Source organism: Flavobacterium psychrotrophum (assembly GCF_003403075.1).
GTDB lineage: Bacteria > Bacteroidota > Bacteroidia > Flavobacteriales > Flavobacteriaceae > Flavobacterium > Flavobacterium psychrotrophum.
Genome location: NZ_CP031557.1, coordinates 4,764,928 through 4,790,133 on the forward strand (window position 1 = coordinate 4,764,928; position 25,206 = coordinate 4,790,133).

General features: G+C 40.5%; 25 protein-coding genes and 2 tRNA genes. 21 read left to right on the top strand and 6 right to left on the bottom strand.

Features of this window, described 5'->3' with window-relative positions; translation table 11 throughout:
• Positions 1–30: 30 nt before the first annotated feature.
• The 4 genes from DYH63_RS20785 to DYH63_RS20800 all read left to right on the top strand — a co-directional run bounded on the left by DYH63_RS20785 (position 31) and on the right by DYH63_RS20800 (position 4,736).
• Positions 31–2,160 (top strand): S46 family peptidase, encoded by a 2,130-nt coding sequence (locus tag DYH63_RS20785; protein ID WP_116790626.1) that lies wholly within the window; start codon positions 31–33, stop codon positions 2,158–2,160.
• Between the two features lie 222 nt (positions 2,161–2,382).
• Positions 2,383–2,595, top strand: coding sequence for a hypothetical protein (locus DYH63_RS20790; RefSeq protein ID WP_116790627.1), 213 nt, complete (start codon positions 2,383–2,385; stop codon positions 2,593–2,595).
• Positions 2,596–2,919: 324 nt separating this feature from the next.
• Positions 2,920–3,741 carry a helix-turn-helix domain-containing protein gene (locus DYH63_RS20795; RefSeq protein WP_116790628.1) on the top strand — a complete coding sequence of 274 codons (822 nt, stop codon included), beginning with the start codon at positions 2,920–2,922 and terminating at the stop codon, positions 3,739–3,741.
• Between the two features lie 116 nt (positions 3,742–3,857).
• Positions 3,858–4,736, top strand: coding sequence for a T9SS type A sorting domain-containing protein (locus DYH63_RS20800; protein ID WP_116790629.1), 879 nt, complete (start codon positions 3,858–3,860; stop codon positions 4,734–4,736).
• A 77-nt stretch (positions 4,737–4,813) separates the two neighbouring features.
• Here DYH63_RS20800 and DYH63_RS20805 read toward each other — a convergent pair whose 3' ends face one another.
• From DYH63_RS20805 to DYH63_RS20815, 3 genes are all read right to left on the bottom strand, one after another.
• Positions 4,814–5,263 carry a KTSC domain-containing protein gene (locus tag DYH63_RS20805; RefSeq protein ID WP_116790630.1) on the bottom strand — a complete coding sequence of 150 codons (450 nt, stop codon included), beginning with the start codon at positions 5,261–5,263 and terminating at the stop codon, positions 4,814–4,816.
• Positions 5,264–5,472: 209 nt separating this feature from the next.
• A tRNA-Phe gene (locus DYH63_RS20810) sits at positions 5,473–5,545 on the bottom strand.
• 54 nt (positions 5,546–5,599) lie between these two features.
• A tRNA-Phe gene (locus DYH63_RS20815) sits at positions 5,600–5,672 on the bottom strand.
• A 145-nt stretch (positions 5,673–5,817) separates the two neighbouring features.
• On the opposite strand from DYH63_RS20815, the gene DYH63_RS20820 reads away from it, so the two are divergent.
• From DYH63_RS20820 to DYH63_RS20860, 10 genes are all read left to right on the top strand, one after another.
• Positions 5,818–6,552, top strand: a complete 735-nt coding sequence (locus tag DYH63_RS20820) for a type III pantothenate kinase (protein WP_116790631.1) — start codon at positions 5,818–5,820, stop codon at positions 6,550–6,552.
• Positions 6,549–7,817, top strand: coding sequence for a BamG family beta-barrel-assembly machinery protein (gene bamG / locus DYH63_RS20825; RefSeq protein WP_116790632.1), 1,269 nt, complete (start codon positions 6,549–6,551; stop codon positions 7,815–7,817). Before DYH63_RS20820 ends, bamG begins: the two co-directional genes overlap by 4 nt.
• 21 nt (positions 7,818–7,838) lie before the next feature.
• Entirely contained in the window at positions 7,839–9,203 is a 1,365-nt protein-coding gene (locus DYH63_RS20830) for a hypothetical protein (protein WP_116790633.1), read from the top strand.
• Complete coding sequence (gene lptC, locus DYH63_RS20835) at positions 9,203–9,754, top strand: LPS export ABC transporter periplasmic protein LptC (protein ID WP_116790634.1); 552 nt, start codon at positions 9,203–9,205, stop codon at positions 9,752–9,754. Before DYH63_RS20830 ends, lptC begins: the two co-directional genes overlap by 1 nt.
• A 2-nt stretch (positions 9,755–9,756) precedes the next feature.
• On the top strand, positions 9,757–9,942 hold the full coding sequence (locus tag DYH63_RS20840; protein ID WP_116790635.1) for a hypothetical protein: 186 nt from the start codon (positions 9,757–9,759) through the stop codon (positions 9,940–9,942).
• 5 nt (positions 9,943–9,947) lie between these two features.
• Positions 9,948–10,961, top strand: a complete 1,014-nt coding sequence (locus DYH63_RS20845) for a hemolysin family protein (RefSeq protein ID WP_116790636.1) — start codon at positions 9,948–9,950, stop codon at positions 10,959–10,961.
• A gap of 150 nt (positions 10,962–11,111) precedes the next feature.
• A complete protein-coding gene (locus DYH63_RS20850) occupies positions 11,112–13,220 on the top strand; it encodes a SurA N-terminal domain-containing protein (RefSeq protein ID WP_116790637.1) in 2,109 nt (702 codons plus the stop codon).
• 246 nt (positions 13,221–13,466) lie between these two features.
• On the top strand, positions 13,467–13,901 hold the full coding sequence (locus tag DYH63_RS21410) for a hypothetical protein (RefSeq protein WP_162927116.1): 435 nt from the start codon (positions 13,467–13,469) through the stop codon (positions 13,899–13,901).
• Positions 13,902–13,910: 9 nt separating this feature from the next.
• Positions 13,911–14,252 carry a hypothetical protein gene (locus DYH63_RS21415; protein WP_162927117.1) on the top strand — a complete coding sequence of 114 codons (342 nt, stop codon included), beginning with the start codon at positions 13,911–13,913 and terminating at the stop codon, positions 14,250–14,252.
• A 246-nt stretch (positions 14,253–14,498) separates the two neighbouring features.
• Positions 14,499–15,224, top strand: a complete 726-nt coding sequence (locus tag DYH63_RS20860; protein ID WP_116790639.1) for an SRPBCC family protein — start codon at positions 14,499–14,501, stop codon at positions 15,222–15,224.
• Positions 15,225–15,362: 138 nt separating this feature from the next.
• On the opposite strand, the gene DYH63_RS20865 is transcribed toward DYH63_RS20860, so the two are convergent.
• On the bottom strand, positions 15,363–15,935 hold the full coding sequence (locus tag DYH63_RS20865) for a CinA family protein (protein ID WP_116790640.1): 573 nt from the start codon (positions 15,933–15,935) through the stop codon (positions 15,363–15,365).
• Positions 15,936–16,380: 445 nt separating this feature from the next.
• Here DYH63_RS20865 and DYH63_RS20870 point away from each other — a divergent pair, with 445 nt between their 5' ends.
• The 7 genes from DYH63_RS20870 to DYH63_RS20900 all read left to right on the top strand — a co-directional run bounded on the left by DYH63_RS20870 (position 16,381) and on the right by DYH63_RS20900 (position 23,523).
• Positions 16,381–17,664 carry a citrate synthase gene (locus tag DYH63_RS20870; RefSeq protein ID WP_116790641.1) on the top strand — a complete coding sequence of 428 codons (1,284 nt, stop codon included), beginning with the start codon at positions 16,381–16,383 and terminating at the stop codon, positions 17,662–17,664.
• A gap of 146 nt (positions 17,665–17,810) precedes the next feature.
• Positions 17,811–18,725, top strand: a complete 915-nt coding sequence (locus DYH63_RS20875; RefSeq protein WP_116790642.1) for a dimethylarginine dimethylaminohydrolase family protein — start codon at positions 17,811–17,813, stop codon at positions 18,723–18,725.
• A 13-nt stretch (positions 18,726–18,738) separates the two neighbouring features.
• On the top strand, positions 18,739–19,674 hold the full coding sequence (gene ctlX, locus DYH63_RS20880; RefSeq protein ID WP_116790643.1) for a citrulline utilization hydrolase CtlX: 936 nt from the start codon (positions 18,739–18,741) through the stop codon (positions 19,672–19,674).
• Positions 19,675–19,698: 24 nt separating this feature from the next.
• Positions 19,699–20,121 (top strand): RrF2 family transcriptional regulator, encoded by a 423-nt coding sequence (locus DYH63_RS20885; protein WP_116790644.1) that lies wholly within the window; start codon positions 19,699–19,701, stop codon positions 20,119–20,121.
• A 413-nt stretch (positions 20,122–20,534) separates the two neighbouring features.
• Positions 20,535–21,251, top strand: a complete 717-nt coding sequence (locus DYH63_RS20890) for a phosphoadenylyl-sulfate reductase (protein WP_116790645.1) — start codon at positions 20,535–20,537, stop codon at positions 21,249–21,251.
• 1 nt (position 21,252) lies between these two features.
• Entirely contained in the window at positions 21,253–22,158 is a 906-nt protein-coding gene (gene cysD / locus DYH63_RS20895; protein ID WP_240409040.1) for a sulfate adenylyltransferase subunit CysD, read from the top strand.
• A gap of 123 nt (positions 22,159–22,281) precedes the next feature.
• Positions 22,282–23,523: a sulfate adenylyltransferase subunit 1 gene (locus tag DYH63_RS20900; protein WP_116790646.1), complete on the top strand. Its 1,242-nt coding sequence runs from the start codon at positions 22,282–22,284 to the stop codon at positions 23,521–23,523.
• 97 nt (positions 23,524–23,620) lie between these two features.
• Here the strand turns inward: DYH63_RS20900 and DYH63_RS20905 are convergent, their stop codons facing one another.
• A complete protein-coding gene (locus DYH63_RS20905; RefSeq protein WP_116790647.1) occupies positions 23,621–24,019 on the bottom strand; it encodes a DUF1398 domain-containing protein in 399 nt (132 codons plus the stop codon).
• Between the two features lie 30 nt (positions 24,020–24,049).
• Positions 24,050–25,075, bottom strand: coding sequence for a hypothetical protein (locus DYH63_RS20910; protein ID WP_116790648.1), 1,026 nt, complete (start codon positions 25,073–25,075; stop codon positions 24,050–24,052).
• Positions 25,076–25,206 lie beyond the last annotated feature (131 nt).

Below are 25,206 nucleotides of genomic sequence, written 5' to 3' on the forward strand. Positions count from 1 at the left end.
CTTGCATCCCGTTAAAACAAAACCATTAAAATGAAACTACTACGTTTACTGGTACTGTTCCTTACAGTGCCTGCCGTAGCCCAGCAGGGAGGTATGTGGATACCCTCGCTACTGAGCGGCCTTAACGAAAAAGAAATGAAAAGCCTGGGCATGAAAATGAAAGCCGAGGATATCTACTCTGTAAACCATTCCAGCCTTAAAGATGCCGTGCCGCAGTTTGACGGTGGCTGTACCGCTGAGGTTATTTCGCCGCAGGGCTTGTTGCTTACTAACCACCACTGTGGGTACGATAACATACAAAGCCACAGCACGCTGGAGCACGACTACCTTACTAACGGTTTCTGGGCCATGAGCCAGGCCGAAGAACTGCCTAACCCCGGTGTAGTGGTAACCTTTATTGTAAGCATAGACGACGTAACTACAAAAGTACTTGAGGGTACTCAAAGCCTTAGCGAAGAAGCACGCCAGAAAAAAATACAGGAAAACATTACAAGCCTGACAAAATCATTGCCTAAGGAAAGCTGGCAGGAAAACAGCATCCGTACATTTTATGAGGGTAACCAATACATAAGGTTTATAACCGAGACGTTTAAAGATATCCGACTGGTGGGTGCACCGCCATCAAGCATTGGTAAATTTGGTAGTGATACTGACAACTGGGTGTGGCCGCGCCATACAGGCGATTTTAGTATGTTCCGCATCTATGCGGGTAAAGACAACCGCCCGGCAGAATACAGTAAAGACAATGTGCCGTACAAGCCTAAACACTTTTTGCCGGTAAACATTGGCGGTGTTAAAGAAAATGATTTTACAATGGTATTTGGCTATCCAGGCCGTACTACAGAATATTTGCCTGCCGTTGCCGTAGAGCAAATCGTAAACGTGCTTGACCCTGCCAAGATCGAAATTCGCGATGCTGCCCTTAAGGTAGAAGATGGCTTTATGCGAAAAGACCCGCAGATAAAAATTCAGTACGCTTCTAAATATGCGGGTATTGCCAACTATTGGAAAAAATGGATAGGCGAGGTGCAGGGGCTTAAAAAGAGTAATGCCGTTGCCATAAAAAGAAATTATGAAGCCCAGTTTACGCAATGGGTTAGCAAAGCGGGTAAGCAAGCCGAATACGGTAACCTGCTTCCTGATTTTGAGGTGCAGTACAAAGCCATAGAGCCATATGCCCTGGGTCGCGACTATTTTGTAGAGGTTGCACTGCGCAATACTGAGTTGCTTACCATTGGCTACCGCCTGTACCAACTAGAGCAGGTGTATAATGCTAAAGGCGCACAGAGTTTTACCGACCGTAAGAATAACACCATAGCTTCGCTTGAAGCTACGTATAAAGATTATAGTAAAGCAGTAGATGAAAAAGTGTTTGAGCAGCTGATAGCGTTATACATTAATAAGGTGCCTAAACAATTTTTACCCGATGCGTTACTTAATGCAAATGCTGCACAGCTTACCGCTGACGTGTATGGTAAGAGTGGCCTGGTAAGCTACGAAGGCGTAAAACAACTGCTTGCGGGCGAACCTGCGGCTGTGATACAAAAGTTGAATGCTGATAAGGGCTACCAACTTATAAAAGCCATGACTGCTGCGTATATGGAAAAAGTAGCGCCTAAGTATGAAGAGATTAATCTTAAGATAACGGCCCTGCAACGCACTTATATGAAAGCCATTTTAGAGCTTAGCCCTAAAGATGCCCGTATATTCCCGGATGCTAACAGCACGCTGAGGATTACTTATGGTAAGGTTAAGGGCTATGAGCCGCGCGATGCGGTGTACTATGAGCCGGTAACGTACCTTGATGGCGTTATCGAAAAGTATGTGCCTAACGACTACGAATTTGATGTGCCGCAAAAGCTTATCGAGCTTTATAATAAAAAGGATTACGGACAGTATGGCGAGAACGGCAAAATGCCGGTATGCTTTATAGGTACAAATCATACTACCGGCGGTAACAGCGGCAGCCCGGCTATAGATGCTAAGGGCAACCTGATAGGGCTTAATTTTGACCGCGTGTGGGAAGGTACCATGAGCGATATACATTATGACCCTAATATTTGCCGTAACATAATGGTAGATATGCGCTATGTGTTGTTTATTGTTGATAAATTTGCCGGCGCCGGACATCTTGTAAAAGAGATGAAACTTGTAAAGTAAATTTGCAGGCAGGGTACTTCGCAGAAGCCTGTTTTACAAAACTTTATATGTTCATGAGCAAATAATCTTGTAACGATAATGTTAAAATCGAAATCGTTATTGGTAATGCGCTGGCTTTCAGTGTGAAATGATTTGAAAAAAATTGTTACTGAAATATTTTGCGGTGTCAAAAAATTTATATCTTTGCTCCGAATTAATAATTAACCTTTATAATTTAGTAAGATGAAAAAAGTTGTTTTAAGCCTAGCTCTTGTTGCGGTACTTGGTCTTTCATTCACATCATGTAAGAAAGCTGAAACTGAAGCTACTGAAGGTGCTGACACTACAGTTGTTGTTGAAGAAACTACAGCTCCAGTAGCTGATACTGTTGCTGTTGATACTACAGCTGCTGCTGCAGATACTACAGCTGCTGCTCCAGTTGCTCCTGCTCACTAGTAGACGGACACAAAAAGCATTAGAAAGCCACGCTCAGCGTGGCTTTTCTTGTTTTATTGAGATTGACTTAACTAAGCAATTCTGTGTAATGTCCTGAGGCAGGTAAACACATTCGCAAGGTTTAGTAATTTACCTGCTTAATCTGGCCAGCTAATACTTTTCAGGAGGTAGATTATACATATTTGTGGCATTGGCAGAGTATTAAATGCACAAATCTTAAATTGCAATATTCAATATTGCCAGATATTTAAAAATGAGGGTCTAATTCTTGTTGTGTAAGGTTATTCGTAAAAATCAGTATTTTTATGGCTTAGTAAAAGTGCCTTGAAAACAGTTTCTTTACCCCACCCTAATACGTTATTAGCTATAGAGCCACTGGATTATGATAATCCTTATGATTTTCATACGGCGCACCGGCATGATTATTTTGAGATTATTTTAATTACACACCAGGGTGGCTACCAGTTTATTGACTTTTCTAAATATGAACTAAAAGCCGCTGAAGTATATGTGGTTTATCCGGGGCAAATTCATTTACTGGAGCGCAGCGGTGCGCAGGGTATGGTTATCCAGTTTAAAAAAGAGGTGTTCGATTTTATATTTCCTATAAAGCATTATCAACTGTACATTGAAAATCCGGCAATACTTTTATCGGCTGGTCAGTTTTCACATATTTATAGCCTGGCAGATAATATTCGTGGTTTAATGCAGATAGAAAACCTTTCGCACTTGTCTATCTACAAAGCCTATAGTTATCTTCAGATATTGCTCATTTCTTTAATCGAGCAGGATTTAGGAAAAAATATAGCCGTCGAAAATAATTTTGCAAGCCACTTTATCTCGCTGTTAGGCCAGAATATTTACACTAAAAGAAAGGTTATTGAGTATGCGGAGCTGTTGGGTTGCAGTACAGACAGGCTTACGGTGTTTTGCAAAAACAGTTTTGGCAAAACGCCTCTAAAGCTTATACACGAAGAGTTGTTGCTCGAGATAAGGAGACTAATGCTACTAAACCAACTCTCGCTTAAAGAAATTGCCTTTCGGCTTAATTTTGACAGTCCGGCAAATTTTAGTGCGTTTATAAAATCTGCTACAAATAAAACACCTGCTGAACTACAGGCAGAACTCATTAAGAATTACAAATAACTGAATTTAAGTATTAAAGCTTCAAATTCATAATTGTTTGCGTTTTTTTCATAACTAAAATTCTATTCGTTAAGAATACTTTTGATGTATTACTAATGGAATAAAAAAAATGTAAAATGAAAAGAAAATTACTCACTCTCCTGCTGATGACCGTTGCATGGGCAGGAAACGCACAATTACAAAACCTTGATTTTGAATTATGGGATACACCTATTTCTGAAGATCAAATGCTAAACCTACCTTCTGGCTGGTGGTGGAGCAGTGGCCTGGCATCGCAGGTTGGAGGGTACTTTATGTACCCACCTGTTACCGATGCTCAAAATAATTCTTATGCGCTTAAGCTTAGTGTATGGTATACTTATGTTAAAGATGTTGCGATACAATCTGCGCCAATACATTCACGCCCGGCTTCACTGTCCGGCTATTATAAATATACAGATAATGTGCTTACAAACGGTATGGATTTTATAGATGATGTGGCGCAGGTAAGTATATATCTTACAAAATGGAATGACGTTGTGAGCAAGAATGATACTATAGGGCAGGGTGTGGTGGATTTGGATGCCAGCCAAAGCTACAAGCGCTTTTATGTGCCAATACAGTACTATAGTGATGAAACTCCGGATACAGTCAAGGTGATACTAGATCCTTCTAAGGTAAAAAGAACAGTCGATTTTGAATATTTTGCGCCGGGACTTGGTATCTCATCTTACTTTACTGTAGATAATTTGGAGCTAAGAGAATCCTCTTTAAGTAATCCTGTAAATAAAGGTGATGATATAAGTATTTATCCTAATCCGGTTCAGGATATGCTCAATATCGCTGGCTTTACAGGTACGGTTTCTGTTTTTGACACTATGGGTAAAAAAGCAATTTCTGATCAAAATGTACTATCGGGTAAAACATTGCCTGTGGCGCATCTGTCTAAAGGTATCTATTATGTACAACTTCAGGATGAAACTAAAACAAGTTGGCAAAAAATTGTTAAGCAGTAGATTTATATGGTTTTAACTACTGTTTTAATAAAGAAAGCCCGCGTGCAGGCGGGCTTTCTGTTTTGTATCGGCTTGATTTATTCTTCGCCTGCTACTATTTTAGCAGCACTGCGGTATAAAAATGTACCGTGTATGTTTCTGCGGGCAAAACGCGCCGGAGATTCTGCATTTACCATTTTAATGTAAGTAGCTTTTGGTACGCCAAAATATTCATAATTGTGTCCGTCAGCAAAGTTGATATACAATACCTGGTTGTCAAAATAAAATTCGCGAATTTGCTGCGTAGTTGTAGTAGCAATATATTCAGCTTTTGTTTTTTCAAGAGTTTCAGGTGCTATGCTTACTAAAAAGTGGTATGCTTCTATAACAGATGTACTTCTTTCTTCGGCAGCAAGCCTTTCAGCCTCGTCAGCAATAGTGTCAGGGTGGTGGTCCTTCATACTGTTCCTGTAAATAGTTTTAAGCTCTTTTAGAGTTGCTGTCTTGGTAACGTCGAGTAGTTTTCTGTACTCAACAATCTTTTTCATATTCATAATACTGTATTTTCTTTCGATAAAGCCACTGTTTAGGCGGTGCTAAAATTTGCGCAAAGGTAATACTATATGTTTAAAATCAAATGATTTAAGTAAAGCTTTGTAAAATATTTCGTTTTTATTAACGCTGTGGTAATGTGAGAAGTAAAAATTGAAGGCAAATAAAAAGCCTTTGAAGACTCAAAGGCTTTTGTCAATTTTTGTGGTACCTCCAGGAATCGAACCAGGGACACATGGATTTTCAGTCCATTGCTCTACCAACTGAGCTAAGGTACCTTGTAATAAATGTACTTTTTAAAAAGAAAACCCACTCAGTGTAAGTGGGTTTTGTGGTACCTCCAGGAATCGAACCAGGGACACATGGATTTTCAGTCCATTGCTCTACCAACTGAGCTAAGGTACCAGTACTTATTACATCACAAACCCTTATTTTATTAAGGCGTTCACTGAACTTGTTTGCGGGTGCAAATATAGAACCATTTTTATATTATCCAAAACAATCTTAAAAAAAAATCAATTACTATCTTTGCCGCATCAATAAATACGAAATGCTTTTAGCCGTAGACATAGGCAATACAAAAATCAAATTAGCTGTTTTTGAGGGTGCTGCCCTGTTACAGCGTTTTTCTTTTGGCAAGGAAGAGGCTGTTGCCGGGGTTGAAAATATTTTTTTAACCTGCCCTCAAATTACTCACAGCATCCTTTCTGTAGTAGGAAAAGAAGACGATGAGCTGTTTTTGCTGTTAAAAAAACAGACTGCAGTTATTGCTGTTAGCCATGCTTTGACATTTCCGTTTATTAATAAGTACGCCACACCTGCTACATTGGGCATCGACAGGATGGTACTTGCTGCCGGGGCAGTACTGCAATATCCTGCACAAAACAGGCTGGTAATAGATGCAGGTACGTGCATAACTTACGATTTTACAGATGCAGCAGATAACTATTTAGGTGGGGCTATTTCTCCCGGCCTGCAATTAAGATATAATGCCATGCACACTTTTACGGCAAAACTTCCGTTGTTATATCCGGAAATGCCACAAAATTACATAGGTAATTCCACGGCACAGAGTATGCACGTGGGTGCCACTTATGGGTTGCTGCATGAAATTGAGGGCTTTATAAATACTTATGTTCAAGATTATCAGCAGCTAACAGTTATATTGACAGGAGGAGATGCCGAATTTTTGGCTAAACGATTAAAAAACACCATATTTGCCAATTCAAATTTCCTGCTGGAAAGCCTGAACCATTTATTTTTATATACAATAAACCACAAATGATAAAACAGATTATTGCCGGCCTTTGCCTTTTGCTTTCAAGCGTAGCGTTTTCACAGGAAAACAATGCTTCACCATACTCGTTTTACGGTATTGGAGACCAGAAGTTTAAAGGAACGGCAGAGAACAGGAGTATGGGCGGCCTGGGTGTATTGCCGGATAGCATACACATTAACCTGCAAAACCCCGCTTCTTATGGTGCGCTTAAGCTTACTACATTTAGCGTAGGTGCAACTACCTCCAAAACAAGTTTAGCTACCAGTGCAGAAAGTACAAATGCCGGCCGTACCACGGTAGATTATATAGCGGTGGCGCTACCATTTAAAAAAATTGGTGTTGCCTTTGGTATTATGCCATACACCTCTGTGGGGTACCGCATTAAAGATTCGGTTCCTAATACAGAAGATAACCTGTACCGCGAACGCAAGTTTGATGGTAGTGGTGGCCTTAACCGTGTATTTGCAGGGGCATCTTACAAGGTTACTAAAAACCTGGCGGTTGGAGCAGATTTTAATTACTACTTTGGTAGTATTGAGACAAAATCTATTGTGCGGATATTAAATCAAAGTATTCAATATCCTACCAGGGAAGTAAATAGTGGCGATTATAATGCAGTTGCTGTTAATTTTGGTGCATTTTATCAGGCTAATATCAATAAAAAGTATACCTGGACTACAAGTGCTACATATACGCCCGAAGCAAAGATAAATGGTACTACAAAAAGGGTTACTGCAACCATATCAGAAGCAAACGATTCTGAAACTGTTATTGAAGACCGTGAGCAGACTCTTCCCGGTACTGATATGAAAATGGCTTCTAAGATTACTGTTGGCTCAGGTTTTGGTGAAGACAGAAAATGGTTTGTGGGTGCAGAATTTAGCAGTATAGGAAATGATAAACTAAGTAACCGTTATCCGGGGCTTAATAATGTATCTTTCGAAAAAGGATCGCGTTTTTCATTAGGCGGCTACTATATACCAAAGTATTACTCGTTTACCAGTTACCTGAGCAGGGTTACTTACAGGGCGGGTTTACGTTATGAAAAATCAGGGCTTGTTATAAACAACCAGGATATTAATGATTATGCTGTTAGCCTTGGTTTTGGGTTACCTTTAAGCGGAACAATAGGCAGCTCTAACCTGAATATAGGGTTAGAATACGGGCAGCGTGGTACTAAAACTGCCGGTTTAATACAGGAAAAATATTTTAACCTCTTTATAGGCCTTTCATTAAATGACAGGTGGTTTGTGAAGCGTAAATATGAATAAACGTTTTAAAAGTAAGTGATTATGAAAATACATCAAAAGGCATTATTAGTAGCGGCCGGTTTTTTAGCGCTTACGGCCTCTGCACAGGATAAGTGTAAAAAGGCTTATGAGTTGCTAAAAGAAAAAACAACGGCACAAGCTTATGATGAGGCACTTGTTTTTTTGGCTACACTACGAAAAGATTGCCCTAAATATGATGTAGGCCTGTATGATGCAGGAGACAAGTTACTTACATATAAATTTGAAACTACACGTGCAGATGCAGATAAGGCTAAGATTGCAGATGATCTTGTAAAGCTTTATAACGAGCAGCAAAATAATTTTCCGGGTAGCGGCGCTGCTATTAAAAAGGCACTTTTTCTTCATAGAAATGCTAAAGCGACCGATGCCGAAGTATATAAGGTACTTGATGCTGCATTTGTGTCTAACAGTACGCTGTTTACAGATTATAATGCACTCGAACTTTATTTTAACCTGAGTCTTAAGCAATATGAGGCGGGTACACTGTCTCCGGATGCCTTTATTAAAAGATATGGTGATATTGTGGCGCAGGTTGCTGCCGCAAAACAGGGCATTGCCGATAAGAGATCTCAATTACAAAAAAAACAGGAAGACGGCGCAGTACTCGAAGTTCCTGAAAACGCATACCTTGCAGAAACAAAATCCAGCGAAGATGCGCTTGACGCTGTGGCTGATAATATGGCAAAACAGGGTTCGGCTATTTTTAGCTGTTCAAAACTGGAAGCTTATTACAACGAAAGTTTTGAGAAGAAGCATGATGATGTTGCCTGGATAAGAGGAATGGTAAATTCGCTTAAAGCGGCAAAGTGTGCTAAAAGTGCCTTGCTGTTTAATGGTATAGAGATATTGTACAAAGCGAATCCTACTTATGCTGCAACCTATGATATGGGATATTATTCTCAAAAGAAAGGAGATGCTAAAGGGGCCATAAAATATTATGAGGAGGCAGCTGCAAAGCAGCCCGATGTTAAAAAAAAGGCAGAGTTGTATATGGAAATAGCAGCCTTGTATCGATCTGCTGATAAAGTAAAGGCTAAAGAATTTGCGCTTATGGCTGCTTCTGCAAATGTCAAATTTGGTAGGCCATACCTTTTTATTGCAGAAATGTACAGAAGTGTTTCTTCTAAAGAATGCGGATTGGGCGATTTTGAAAAGAAAGCGCTTGTTTGGGCTGCTATTGATATGCTTAAAAAAGCTGAAGAAGCTGATGCAAAACTGGTTGCTACCGTAACTAAATTGAAAGAAGAATATTCTAAAAATATACCAACCAAAAAAGAAGCAAAAGTAGCTAAGAAAAGTAAAGGAGATGTAATTACCTATGGCTGCTGGATAAATGAAACTGTAACATTACCTAAGCTTAAATAATGCGCATACTGGCTAAAATATTTTTTTTTATGGTAGTGGCGTTGCCGGTACTTTTTTCATGCGAAAGTAATTTTCATGATGTGAAGCGTATAAACAGTGTTGCGTTTAACCCTGTAGGCGAGTCTGAAGATATAAATCTTAAATATACAGATTCCGGTAAGGTAAAGGCGGGCATGACCAGTCCGCTGATGCTTGATTTTACGCAGCTTGATTATGGCTTTAATGAATTTCCTAAAGGTGTAAAGATCACGCTTTATGATACTAACGGAAATAAAACCTATATTGAGGCTAATTACGGTATACGTTATGAAGGCACTGATGTAATGGACCTGAAAGGTAATGTAAGGATTTCTACCGATGATGGTAAATTGCTTACTACAGAGCAGTTGTATTACGACCAAAAGAACGAATGGTTTTATACAGAGCAGTATTTTAACTACCGCGATAGCCAGGGCAATAACCTGGAAGGGCCGGGGCTGGACTGTAGTAAAGATTTTAAAGTGTTTAATGTGCAGCGTAGTAAAGGTGCTGCTAATCAATTAAAAACATAGCAATGGCTTATTTTAAATATATACCTTACCTGTTTCTGCTTATAACTTTACTGTTTATTATAGAGGCTGTTAGTAAGTATAACGAAGGCTCAGATCCGTTACCATACATACTTCTTGCGGTATGTGGTGTGGCTATGTTTTTCGTAAGGAGAAATTCATACAAACGTTACCAGGAGCCTAAAAAATAAACACTATGGAGGCATTAGTTATTATAAGTTGCCTCTTGCTTTCTGCCTTTTTCTCGGGCATGGAAATAGCTTATGTTTCTGCAAATAAAGTATATCTTAGTGTAGAGCAGAAACAGGATACGCTACTTTCTAAAATACTTTCCCGCCTTACACAAAATCCTACGCAGTTTATTACGGCAATGCTTGTGGGTAACAGTATAGCGCTAGTGCTTTATGGCTATAATATGGCTCATGCGGTCATCCGTTGGGTTGGTGCTGATATATTTGCGATGAATATTTTTTGGCAAATGCTCATCCAGGTTACCGTGGCAACATTTATTATTCTTGTTACTGCTGAGTTTGTGCCTAAAGTTTTTTTTCAGGCCTACGCTAACCGTCTTATCAAGGTGCTGGCAATTCCTGCCTATGTTTTTTTTAGGCTATTTTATCCTGTGAGCCGTGGGCTGCTTGCCATCGCAAATTTTATACTGGTAACTGTTTTCAGGACACAGGCTGATAAGGGTAAAGGTTATTTTACACGTGCTGAGTTGGGCTCGTATGTAAACGAACAGTTCTCTGTTGCAAGCGCACAGGAGGAAGTAGATGCCGAGATAGCGATATTTAAAAATGCACTAGAGTTTACCGGGAGGCAGGCTAAAGACATCATGACTCCCCGGGCAGAACTTATAGCCCTTGATATGCATAGTAGTGTAGAAAATCTCAGGCAGCTTTTTATACAAACCGGTTACAGTAAGGTAATTGCATATCATCAAAATATAGATGCCATAAAAGGCTATGTGCATTCTTTTGCATTGTTTAAAAGCCCTGAAAGTATTACTGATGTAATGGTACGGCCTGTATTTGCCCGCGAAGGTGTTTTTATAAAAGAGCTGCTTAACCAGCTTACCCGTGCACGCAAAAGCATGGCAGTAATACAGGATGCGGAGGGCAAAACCTTAGGGGTTATTACTGTAGAAGATATTATTGAAGAGCTTTTTGGTGAGATAGAAGACGAGCACGATACTGAGGAGGATGTTTAATTGCGAAAACGATTGTAGCTTATTGACGGTGCTTTGAGCGCGTAGTTTAGAAAAAATTAACTTGTGCCTAAAAAAAACACCTTGTATATTTTATTATTAAGCATATAATTGTATTTTCGCCCACTGAATTAAAAAATAACATTATAACAAATGGCGGTTTTATCTAAAATTAGAGAACGTTCGATATTACTGATAGGTATTATAGGTTTCTGCCTACTTGCTTTTATCATAGGCGACGTAGTACGTAGTGGCGGTTTTGGCGTTGACAAAAACGTAGGAAGCGTTAACGGTACTGATATACCTTATGTAGAATTTAACCAGAAAGTTGCAAGCATGCAGCAGCGCCAACAAGGTGCTACAGCAGGCCAGGCAGCAGGTTATGTATGGAGCCAGGAAGTAGACAGGGTTCTGTTTGAAGAAAGGTATGAAAAAGCAGGCCTTGTGGTAGGTAAAGACCATGTACTTGACGTTTATGCGCAAATGCTGGGCAATAACCCTCAGTTTATGAATGCCGCCGGTAAATTTGATAAAGCTAAGTTTAACGAGTTTCTTGTTAACCTAAAAACTACAAATCCGCAACAATGGCAGGCTATCGAAAGCGAAAGGCCACAAATAGAAGCTTCTGCTAAAAGGCAGCTGTATGGTACTATGCTTAAGGCAGCATACTTTACAACTGATTTTGAAGCAAAACAAAAATATGCTGAAGAAAGCAACAAAGTAAACTTTGATTATGTTCTTGTACCATATGCTACGGTAAATGATGAAGATCCTAAAGTAAAAGTTACTGATGAAGAGCTTGTAGAGTACATGAAGAAAAATGCTAAAAAATACAAATCAGAAGCATCACGCGATCTTGAGTATGTGTTTTTAGACAACAAGCCTTCTGCTGCTGACGAAGCTGAAGTTAAAAAGACATTTGAAGCTTACCTTGCGCCTCAGGTAAAACTGAACGCTAACGGTGGTACAGATACAATACCAAGTTTTGCAAGCCTTTCTCCTGATAAAGTAGAAGAATTTGTAAACCTTAACTCAGAAATGAAGTATGATACTACATTTGTAACTAAGGCACAACTTCCGGTAGAGCATGCACAGCAAATCCAGAATCTTGGTGTAGGCCAGGTATATGGTCCTTACCTACAAAATGGTGCTTACATGCTTACAAGGATGATGGCTAAAAGGCCGGGTGCAAGTACTAAAGTTGTACACGTTCTTGTAGCTTATAAAGGTGCTATGAGAGCTACAGCTACCAGGACTGAAGAAGAAGCTAAAGCACTTGCTGACCAGTTCCTTGGTCAGGTTAATGCTAACCCTGATGCTATAAACATGCTGGCGCGTACAAATAACGACGACCCGGGTGCTATGCAAAACGGTGGTGTTTATGATGTAACTCCAGATGGTGGATGGGCAAAAGAATTTAAGGATTTTGCTCTTGCAAGCCCTAAAGGTAAAACAGGCGTTGTAAAAACAGAGTTTGGTTTCCACGTAATGAGGATACTTGATAAAGAAGATGGTGTACGTATTGCTACTATCGCTCAAAAAATAAACGCAAGCGACGCTACTGCTGATGCTAACTTCCAGAAAGCTACTAAGCTTGAAATGGATGCAAGAGATACTAAAAAGCCTTTTGCTGACCTTGCTAAAGCTGCAGGCCTTACTGTAACTCCTGCTAACAGCCTTGGCGCTGCAGATGAAAACCTTCCGGGTGTAGGTGCAGAAAGAGAAATTGTACGTTGGGCATTTAACGGCGATACTAACGTGGGCGATGTTAAGAAATTTGATACTCCACAAGGTAGCGTAGTTGCTTCGCTTAAAAACATAAACGAAAAAGGTGTATTGCCTTTAGAGCAGGCAAAAATTAGTGTATTGCCTATACTTCGCAATGAGAAGAAAGCTAAAATAATCAGAGAGAAAATGCAGGGTAGCACGCTTGAAGCGGTAGCTCAAAAAGCAGGTGCTTCTATAACTCCTGCACTTAGCGTTACTTTTGCAAGCCCGATGATTACAGGTGTAGGCCCTGAGTTTAAAGTAGTAGGTGCTGCTTTTGGCCTTGGTGCTAACAAAACATCTAAGCTTATCGATGGCCAGGCGGGTGTATACATGATCCGTACTAAAAACATCGAAGTAGCTCCGGCACTTGCAAGTCCGGCTGCTATTACTGCAAGGCTAAACGGCCAGGGCAGGGGTGGTGTAGATAACAGGATATCTATAGCACTTAAAGACAAAGCAACAATTGAAGATAACAGGGCTACTTTCTATTAGTAGTAATCTGTTCTTAATATACCAACCCGCACAATTGTGCGGGTTTTTTATTTGGTACATATATGGTAGTAACAGATTTTTTATATGCAGACTCTGTGATTGTTGTTTAAACAGCGTAAGGTAATTAACAGTAGTTTGTAGTAACTCATAATATTGATATAAAAGGAGGTTAAGTTTTTTATAATCATGGATTTGTTCAAAGTAGCATAGCGTAATTTTATGTAACAATTTAAAAATACGCATGTTATGAAAAAGATATTTTATACGCTGACAGGCCTTATGTTTTTTGCTTTGGCATCAGCACAGGTAAACACTACAACTCCCGCAACTAATCCTGCTAACAGGCAAATTACAAATCCGGTGCAGCAGCCATCTACCACTATTTCAACACCATCTACCACCACTACACCGGGGATGAATAATAATAGCACATATGGCAATCCGGCAGGTACAACCAGTAACAGTACAACAATTACAAATACCCCTACGGTACAGCCTACAGTTACTACACCCACTATTACAAATCCGTCTACAACAACCACAACTTCGCCTACTACTGTAACACCAGGAGCTGGTACGTCAACAACAAAGCCAGCAGGATCGCAGCCAAACAGCACTACTTCTGCTACAGGTACTACACCGACAGGAACTACTACCCCGGTAACGCCAAACAGGCCATAAAATAATGCTATGAAAAAGTTTATATATACCATTGCAGGATTGCTGGCCTTTGGGCTGGCTTCTGCGCAAACAGATACAGTGAGTACTTCCATAAGCAGACCCATGCCGGGAAATACCATGTCGCCTACAACATCATCGCCTGCTCCTAATCCGGTTAATAGCGCGCCACAGCAAACAGGGCTGCCTAATAATGTAAAGCCTACCCCGCAAGATGTAAAACCGCCTACACAGCCGCCCAATACTAACGGTATACCCGTAACACCGGGTTCGCCTGCTGTAGGACCGGTTACAACGCCCACAACTAAGCCTACGCAGTCTGCAATTAATCCGGGCGTACCGCAACGGCCGTAATTAAGGAGATTGATCATTTAAATAATATTAAGCAGATACAAGCCCCAATGTAATAAGGCTTGGATGTAGTTGAGCAGAGAAGAATCCCGTTGGGCACACGCCTATCGGGATTCATTATTTATAATTGATAACAGATTGTTAAAGTAAGTGGCTGTGATGGTCGCTTTTAGTATTTTTAAGTAACGAAGCGATTTAAAATTTTTAGTTTAAATCACTTTAATTAACAAACCTCAAATAATCGGCGTTATGGCACTTGAAAATACAGGAATGGTAGTACCCGTTGCTAAAGATGTGTATACTATAGAAAACGTAGTTGCTATACTAGGTGGGGCATATCTTTTATACGACGCGCTTAAAAAAGACAAAAAAAGCATTGGCGAACTGGCTGCGGGTGGTATTATGCTGTACCGTGGTGTTAAAGGGCTTCTTAATGCGCTCGATAAAAATAAGCAGGAAAGCAGAGGTGTAGGCAGCCCTGCGAAACACAGGGAGTCTAACGTAAATATACATGCCCGCCTTATTGTAAAGAAGCCGGTTGCAGAAGTGTATAACTTTTGGCGCCATTTAGGCAACCTGCCCCTGTTTATGGAACACCTGGACAGCGTAACGGTGCTGGGGGATTCGCTTAGCGAATGGAAGGTAAAAGTGCCGGGGCTTCCTGCATCATTAAGCTGGACTGCCGAGATTGTTGCTGAGGAGCCAAACCGCTTTATTGGATGGCATTCTATTAATGGTAGCAGTTTGCGCAATGCCGGCAAGGTAGAGTTTAAAGATGCCGGAGAGCTTGGTACACTTATGCATGTGGTGTTTTCTTATCATGCTCCGCTGGGTGCTGCCGGAGAGGAAGTAGCGCGATTGCTGAACCCTGTATTTGAAAAAATTGTGCGCAATGATATATTGGGCTTTAAGCGTTATATGGAAACAGGTACGTCTGAAAAATTGCAGCAGGAACATGTAGCTATTTTTACCTAAATTTTTATACCTACAAGGTACTGAAGACCTTGCAGGAACCATAAATCATCCAATCTGTGCTAACCTGTAAGTTTTTTTTAACCTTGTAGATTTTAAAAGGAAAACTAATACCTTACTCTAACTCACGTTAATCTGAGTTTATGTCTCATATTGCTGCGCGGGTGGAACATTAGTATTTGGTAATGTACCGCCACCGTTGGCACTCCTTTCTGTAATAACATCATCAGTCATGTTGTTCAGTAAGTTTATTAGTAACTCGCCGGTACGTTCTATAGCCTGTGTAATAATATTTTCTGCTTCGCCTTCAAATACTTCCCGGTGTGCGCAATAACGATTTTCGGGCAGTGTTATGTGAATAAACATGGTGCCAACGGGCTTGTCTTCCGTTTCGCTTCCGCCTGGCGAGGTTAGTCCTGTTACAGCAATAGCAATATCACATTTAAAGAATTTTGGCAACCGTTCGGCAAGCAGCCGGGTTACTTCTGCAGATTCAGCAGTGTAACTATCTATTATTTCCTGTGGTATATCAAAAAGCTCTTCCTTCGTACAGGCATCATAGCAAACTATACCTCCTAGTAATACATCGCCCGAAGTAGGGGTTAATGAAAACTCCGAAGCCAGCCATCCGGCAGAGGCGCTTTCTGCAAGTGCCAGTTTTAGTCCTTTTTCTGCCAGGCGCCTGCTTGCGAGGGTAATACTTTCTGAGGCCATGTTTTATTCAATTAATCATTAATACTAAAGTTAATGCAGATTTTATGGCTTTGTCTTAACAAATCTTTAATTGGCAGTACTATAACATCCGGTTAGGTGTATTTTCTTTTTGCAGATGTTGTACGAGATAGAGATTAGATTTATTTAGGAGGTCTGCCCGATAAAAACAGACCTTTTGTTGCTCTCCAAGTGCGAAAATAGCTGAGTACCCCATTGTAAGTGGGGTTGTGTACTATAACGGTTTCAAAAACGGATATAAATGATGAAAAATGATGGCATGCTGTAGCTATAAAGAATGAAACAGGATGTATTTTTAATGGGTTATTTTTTATATTATGTATAGGTAATTAGCGATTATTATGCAGGTTTTTCTTTATATATCAATTGTTATTTCCTAAATTCGCAGGAATATAAATTTCAAATCCATTACAAACTAAATACTGTCATGTCAAAAACTGCTATATTAGAAATTGATGGCAAAAAGTATGAGTTCCCTATAATTGTGGGCACTGAAAACGAGGTAGCCATTGATATTGATAAACTGCGTGGGGAAACCGGCGCCATAACGCTAGACCGCGGATTTAAAAATACAGGTGCCTGCCAGAGTGCCATTACTTTTTTAGATGGTGAAGAAGGTATCCTGCGCTACAGAGGATACGGCATTGAAGAACTTGCTTCTAAATCTAACTTTCTTGAGGTTTCTTACCTGCTTATATTTGGCGAATTGCCTACAGCTGAACAAATTGAAAAATTTGAAAATGATATAAGGAAATATACCCTTGTAAACGAGGAAATGAAAAACATCATTGATGGTTTTCCTAAAAATGCACACCCTATGGGTATTCTTGCATCGCTTACAAGTGCTCTTACAGCATTTAACCCACAGGGTGTAAATGTTTCAGACAACCAGGAGCTTTATGATACGGTATGTAAAACCATGGGTAAATTCCTTGTGGTTGCTACATGGACGTTCCGTAAAAACATGGGCTACCCATTAAACTACTACGATAACACTAAAGGATATGTAGAAAACTTTATGAGGCTTATGTTTGAGCTTCCTACAGGTCCTTACGCGGCTAATCCTAAAGTTATCGCTGCGCTTGATAAACTGTTTATACTGCATGCAGACCACGAGCAAAACTGTTCTACATCAACTGTGCGTATCGTAGGTTCGTCTCAGGCAAGCCTTTTTGCTTCTATATCAGCAGGTGTATCTGCGCTATGGGGTCCACTTCACGGTGGTGCTAACCAGGCAGTGCTTGAAATGCTTGAAGAAATACAAAACAATGGCGGCGACGCCGAAAAATATATTGCTAAGGCTAAAGATAAAGATGATCCGTTCCGCCTTATGGGCTTTGGACACAGGGTTTACAAAAACTTTGACCCAAGAGCTAAGATCATCAAAAAGGCGGCAGATGACGTACTTGGAGAACTTGGTGTAAACGACCCTATTCTTAACATTGCCAAAAAACTTGAAGAGGCAGCACTTCAGGACGAATATTTCAAGGCAAGAAACCTGTACCCTAACGTAGATTTTTACTCAGGTATCATCTACAGGGCACTTGGTATTCCTACTGAAATGTTTACTGTGTTGTTTGCAATAGGCCGTCTTCCGGGATGGATTGCACAATGGAAAGAAATGCGTCTTCAGAAAGAGCCGATAGGCCGTCCGCGCCAGGTATATACAGGAAGCCCGCTTAGGGATTTCGTACCACAATCTGAAAGATAATTTTAGAAATAGTATAAGTTGACTACGGCTCCGCATTTGTGGAGCCGTTTTTGTTATAATTTGGTATTTAGTTTATTTTTCCATCATTTTCCGAACAAAAATCGGTTATTAGCCTGTATTTTTTATATTTGCTCAAATTATCAACCATGTTACACCTTAATGTAAATAACGAAACTTCACGATTACGATCGGTTATACTGGGCACAGCCCAAAGCAACGGGCCAACACCCGCATTGCACGAGGCATACGATCCAAAATCGCTTGAGCATATAAAAGCAGGCACATATCCTACAGAAGAAAGCATGGTGGCTGAAATGGATGCCCTAAATGCCGTTTTTGAAAAATATGATGTTTCGGTTTACAGGCCGCAGATCATTGCAGATTATAACCAGATATTTAGCCGCGACATAGGTTTTGTTATTGACGATGTGTTTATATGGGCTAATATTTTGCCGGACCGTGAGCGCGAACAGGAAGCCATTCAGTATATTGTTGAAAAGGCAAACCCTGCTAAAGTGGTTAAGCCACCGGAAGAAGTGCACATTGAAGGCGGCGACGTTATAGTGTGGAACGACCATATATTTATAGGTACTTACAAAGGCAGCGATTATAAAGAGTATATAACAGCACGTACCAATACACAGGGTGTAGACTTTATAAAGGAATTATTCCCAAGTAAGATAGTTAAGGAATTTGATCTTGTAAAATCGCGTATAGAGCCACGGGATAATGCCCTGCACCTTGATTGTTGTTTTCAGCCGGTAGGTAAAGACAAAGGTGTGATCTATAAAAGTGGTTTTAGGGAAGAAGCAGATTACCTGTACCTTGTAAACCTGTTTGGTTTCGAAAACCTTTTTCATATCGACAGGGAAGAAATGTATCATATGACCTCTAACTTTTTTTCGATAGCAGAAGATGTGGTAGTGATAGAAAAAGGCTTCACCCGCCTTAAAGCGTGGCTGCTGGAAAGAGATTTTATTGTGGAGGAAGTGCCTTACGCCGAAATATCAAAACAGGAAGGCTTGTTGCGTTGCAGTACTTTGCCATTGGCAAGGGATTAATTATATTTGAAGTATGAAACAGATTACAGATACCATATTGATGATACGCCCTGTGGCGTTCAGGATGAATGAGCAGACTGCCGTAAACAACTATTACCAAAAGGTGGTAGATAACCTGTTGCCATCAACCGTTAATGCAAAGGCGCAGCAGGAATTTGATGCTTTTGTAGAAAAGTTGCAGGCTGTAGGGGTTAATGTTATTGTAGTAGATGATACTACAGATACAGATACGCCAGATTCTGTTTTTCCTAATAACTGGGTGTCGTTTCATGAAAATGGCGATGTGGCATTGTATCCTATGTTTGCTGAGAACCGCCGAAGCGAACGCCGCGAAGATATTTTTGACATATTAGAAGACCGTGGTTTTGTAATAGATAATCTGGTAGATTATACCAGTGCCGAAGAAGAAGGCCTTTTTCTTGAAGGTACCGGTAGCCTGGTACTCGATAGGGAAAATCATAAGGCATACTGTGCGCTTTCGCCCCGCGCGGAAGAAGAACTGGTAATTGAGTACTGCGAAGACTTTGACCTGGGTCCGGTTATCTTTGAAGCGTTCCAGACGGTAGATGGCGAGCGTGTGCATATATACCACACCAATGTAATGATGTGCATAGGCAGTACGTTTGCAGTAATTTGTGCAGATTGTATTGATGATAAAACAGAGCGTAAAATGGTGCTGTCTAACCTTAGGGGAGATGGCAAAGAAGTGATATTGCTTACAGAGGAGCAGCTTAATCATTTTGCGGGTAATATGCTACAGGTGCAGGGCAGCGAAAAAAGCTATCTTGTAATGAGCGATGCGGCTTATAGTGTGCTGACAAAAGACCAGATATCAAGAATAGAAAAACATACCGAGATACTTACGGCTAACCTTGATACCATTGAGGCCTGTGGTGGCGGAAGCGCGCGCTGCATGATGGCAGAAATATTTTTATTAAAAAAACAGTAACTTTACCAAAAGTAACAGCTCACTATGCTTAGTAAAAAAACGAAGTACGGACTTAAAGCCCTTATATACATTGCGCGGCAAAATGCTACTGCGCCGGTGCTTATTTCTGATATTTCGGAAAAAGAGCAGATACCCAAGAAATTTCTTGAAGCCATTTTGCTCGACCTTAAAAAGTTTGGCATATTGGGCTCTAAGAAAGGAAAAGGCGGAGGCTATTATCTGATGAAAGATCCTAATACCGTTACAGCTGCAACATTAATACGCGTGCTGGATGGGCCTATAGCCATGCTGCCGTGTGTAAGCCTTAACTTTTATGAACGCTGCGACGACTGCCCTGATGAAGATGCCTGCTCGCTACACCATTTTCTTGAAAATGTACGCGACAGCACGCTTAATATGCTTCAGGATAAAACCCTGGCAATGCTTGCCGGGCTAGGGGAGTATTAGAGACGCAGCTCGCTTATTTTAATGAGTTACTGCAATAGAAGGAATCAGTTTTGTCATTCCGGTGTTAGGAGGAATCTCATGAAATTCAATGACTATAGAGATTGCTACATTCCGCTGCGCTGCATTCGTAATGATGTAATGTGAAGAAAGTATTCTAAAATCCACGTTCCATTATTTAGCTTCTAATTTTTGAGAAAGGAGATTCTTCATTCCGCTTCGCTACAATCAGAATGACAACGACTTTATCAAATCCTTAAAAATCCGTGCTTTCGTAGCATCTGCTAAATCCGCGTTCCAAAAAAAACCGAAGCTCCAAAAAGCCACAATAAAAAATTTTTCAAACTCTCTATAATTTCCATAGAGTAATAGTATATTTGAAAAATATTACAGTTACGCATTTTTTGGAGACGACGATGAAGGAGAAAATAGACTACCTAAACAAGGAATTACAGGGATTGCCACTGGCAGAATCCATTCCGCTTATCATTAAAAACTTCGACGGTAAAAAGGTGTTTTCCACTTCTTTTGGCATCGAAGACCAGGTGCTTACGCATTTTATTGCCCCTTATGCTGAATTTGTAAATACATTTACACTTGATACCGGGCGCCAGTTTGCCGAAACCTATGAGGTTTTTCAGCGTACCCAGAACAAATATCCTAAACTTAATATCAAAACCTTTTTTCCTGATGCAGCAGATATCAATACGTATGTTTCTGAGCAGGGAATAAACGGCTTTTACAACAGCATAGAAAGCAGGAAAGAATGCTGTCGCATCCGTAAAGTGGTGCCATTGGGCAAAGCCATTAAAGGCGCTGAACTCTGGATTACCGGCCTGCGTGCCGAACAAAGCGAGAACCGCAGCGATATGCAGTTCCTGGAATGGGATGAGGCGAATCAACTGGTAAAATTCAATCCGCTTTTACATTATACGCTAAAGGAAACCGAGGCGTTAATAGATACTTATAATATTCCCCTAAACAGTTTGTATAAAAAAGGCTACCTGAGTATTGGCTGTGCTCCATGTACCCGTGCGTTGGCCGAAGGCGAGCCCTTCCGTGCCGGGCGCTGGTGGTGGGAAGACGGCAAAAAAGAGTGCGGCCTGCACATACATACGGATAAAAATTACTAATATGGCACAAAACATAGCATCACATCTACAAACTCTTGAGGACGAAAGCATCTACATCATCCGTGAGGTAGTGTCGCAGTTCCAAAAGCCGGTATTGCTTTTTAGCGGAGGTAAAGACAGCATAACGCTGGCACGCCTGGCGCAAAAAGCTTTTTATCCTGCTAAAATTCCGTTTCCGTTCCTGCACATAGATACAGGGCACAACTTTCCTGAGACCATTACCTTTCGCGACCAGCTGGTTGAAGAGCTTGGCGTAGAGCTTATAGTGCGTTACGTTCAGGATAGTATAGACCAGAACAAGGCGCAGGAAGAAACCGGAAAATATGCCAGCCGTAATGCATTGCAAACCGTTACACTTTTAGATGCGATAGAAGAATTTGGCTTTGATGCCTGTATGGGTGGTGCAAGGCGCGATGAAGAAAAGAGCCGTGCCAAAGAACGTATTTTTTCTGTTCGGGATGATTTCGGGCAATGGGATGCGAAAAAGCAACGCCCTGAGCTCTTCAATATTTTTAACGGTAAGATCGCTTTTGGCGAAAATGTACGCGCTTTCCCCATCAGTAACTGGACGGAGGAAGACGTGTGGACCTACATTAAACAAGAAGGCATTGGCCTGCCTACCATATATTTTGCGCATGAGCGTAAACTGGTAAAACGCGATGGCGCATACCTGGCATGGAGCGAACACCTTAACCTTGTGGATAGTGATGAGATTGAAGATCGTGTTGTGCGTTTCCGTACTGTGGGCGACATGACGTGTACGGCGGCATTTGTAAGCGACGCTTCGGTTATTGATGATATTATGTATGAAAACAAATCTTCTAAATCTTCTGAGCGAGGCGCCCGTATGGACGATAAGCGTAGTGAGGCTGCCCTGGAGCAAAGGAAAAAGGGAGGATATTTTTAATTAAAATAATTTCGCAAAGGCTCGCAAAGAAGTCGCAAAGACACACAAAGTTTTAGCTTATTTACGTTTCGAAATTGGCTAGCGGCTCAGGACTAAAAGGCTCAGCCGCTTAAAAATAAAATTATGGATCTATTACGCATAAATACAGCCGGTAGTGTTGACGACGGCAAGAGTACCCTCATAGGACGTTTTTTAAACGACAGTAATGCCCTTACCATTGAACAGGTAGAGCTTATAGAACGCAAAACCAAAGAGAAGGGTATGGATGACCTTGACTTCTCTGTGCTTACCGATGGCCTTATTGCCGAACGGGAGCAGGGTATTACCATAGATGTTGCGCACATTTACTTTTCGAGCGAATCGCGCAAGTTTATCATTGCTGATAGCCCGGGGCATGTAGAATATACCCGCAATATGGTTACTGGAGCATCTAACTCTGAGGTATCGATCATACTTATTGATGCCCGTAAGGGACTACTGGAGCAAACCCACAGGCATTATTTTATAAGCTGCCTGCTACGGTTAAAAACCGTGGTTTTCTGTATCAATAAAATGGATCTGGTTAATTATAGTGAAGATACTTTTCTTAACATAGCTGCCGAGATCAATAAAATGACTGCCGGGTTTGCATATAAGCCCGATGTGCATGTGTTGCCTATAAGTTCGCTTAAAGGAGATAATGTAGTATTTTCTTCGGGCAATACTACATGGTATGGCGGTGGCACGCTAAGTGATATTTTGCATGGTATTAAACCTAATGTTGCCGATACAGACGTGTTCCGTATGGATGTGCAGCAGGTACTGCATGTGCAGAACAACGAATTTACAGATTACCGTGCTTATGCCGGCCGTATTATAAGCGGAGAAGTTTCGGTAGGAGATAGCATTACGGTATTGCCATCGGGTACGAGTAGTGAGGTGGTAGAGGTACGCAAGTTTACTAATACATTTACTACAGCAAAGGCAGGCGAATCGGTTCAATTACGTCTTGCAACTGATGTTGATGTTAGCCGCGGTATGATACTGGTGCAACAGCCAAACGAAAGGCTATTGGCTAAAGACATTAGTGCGACAATAGTATGGATGGATGAAAAAGCATCACAACCGGGTGGTAAATATATTTTGCAGGCAGGTACACGCACAGTAGTTTGTAAACTGCAAGGTATTGACGCCATTATTCCGCCAGAAAATCCGGCAGCAGTATATGAATCGGCTACATTAAAGCTAAATGACATTGCTAAAGTGCAGATAAAAACGGCGGCTCCGGCTTTCCTCGATGCTTTTGAGGCGAACAGGGGCAACGGAGCATTTATTCTAATCGACCCCCAAAGCAACAATACCATTGCGGTGGGGTTTGTATCATAGTTACATAGTTACATAGTTACATAGTTACAAAGAGGCAAAGTTTCAGAGTTTGACGAAATATAAAATACGGCAATCGTTAAGGTTGCCGTATTTGTTTTTAAAGCTGTCTTGGCTGCGGTATTACTTCAGTAATCATGGCATTGCGTGCTTTATCATAATAAGTGCAGGTAAGGTTAATTATGTCTACCGTCCATTTTTCAACGCCATCTTCAGCGGCGTGTCCGCAAAAGGTAAGGTAATTGGTTTCGCCTGCCTGGTGAATTTTTAAGTGGTGCTGTAGCTGTACAGCATTACCGGTATTTGCTACGATGAGATCCTCATATTTTGAGGGTGCTGCCAGTTCATAGTCAATACCATTGTAAATAGTGTGCCCGTCTGCTACATACTGGCTGTACTGTACTATGCCCAGCTTTTTTAAATCCTGTACATATTGTGGGAAATCTGCACCGCTTTTTACTTTGGCATGTGCCGCCTTTATTTGGTCGAGTGTAAACATGTTATGTATGTTTTATTAATATTTTAATGACTACTTCCAGGTGGTTTTTTCATTATAATTTATTCTGTTCAGATATTTCATTATATGATCATCCATCTTGGGCTTTAAATCATTGTAAAGCTTGTCATAAATGGGTGCTTTATACTTGTGTATCGCCTTGAAAACATAATCTTCGTTATCATTAAAATACCATTTATCAGGATAATTTGATTTATCTAAAAGAGATTCCAGCAATTTCAGGCTTTTTCCTGATCTGTAACTAGCAACTGACCGGCAATAATATTCCAAGACATTATAAGATTGCTGTTTTTTCTTTTTAATATTTTCTTTGAAATACTTTTCAAGTATCGGGAAAAATACTTCCTGCGGATTAATTTCAATGGCTCTGAATACCCAGTAGCCACAAGGTTCTTCAAGATTATTAAAAATGTCGTGTAAAAAAGGCAGGTCTTGTTCTTTTTTAAATTTTGATAGCGCGTAGCATGCGCCAAGCTGCGTACCACACCGGTCAGTTTTTACACTGCACTTTGACTTAATGACGGAGTAATACCTTTCATTAGGATTAATTTCCTGAATCATCCAGTCAGAAACTTCCAGGTATGGATGCTTTAAAAGTACGCTGTCTATTAAAATGTTCTTTTGTTTTTGTGTCAAAATATGCTGCGCTTTCCGGATCATTAGGTCAGATATTGTGAATAAACCGCCGGCATCATCATAATACCACCAGGTTACCTTTGCAGTATCATTAAGATGGCGGATCAATATATCGAAAAATTTTTCATCTTTTCTGTTTATAAGGGCCCTGTATCCAATAATTCTTAAGATCGGTTTTTTTGAAAGGATTATCTTTTGTAGTTCATCTTTGGTACATACTTTTTCCAGATAATTTGTAGCAATAGTATCATTAACGGGAAGCTGTTTTTCCTTTGACAATTTTTTTAGGGTCATATTTACCTCACTTCTAAAATCGGAAGGTTCATAAGGGTATTTTTCTTTTTTTTCGCAGGAAGACAGAGTTACAAATATTAAAGCACAGAGGAAAAGATTTAATTTCATATTTGCGTGAGTGTTGGTTTACCCAAATGTACAGATTTATATAAATCCTCTGCGAAATTTTGTACTTCCTTTGCGGCTCTTTATGAAATATTGTACTGTATGTACTTTCATTTTTTTTGAACGATAATTAA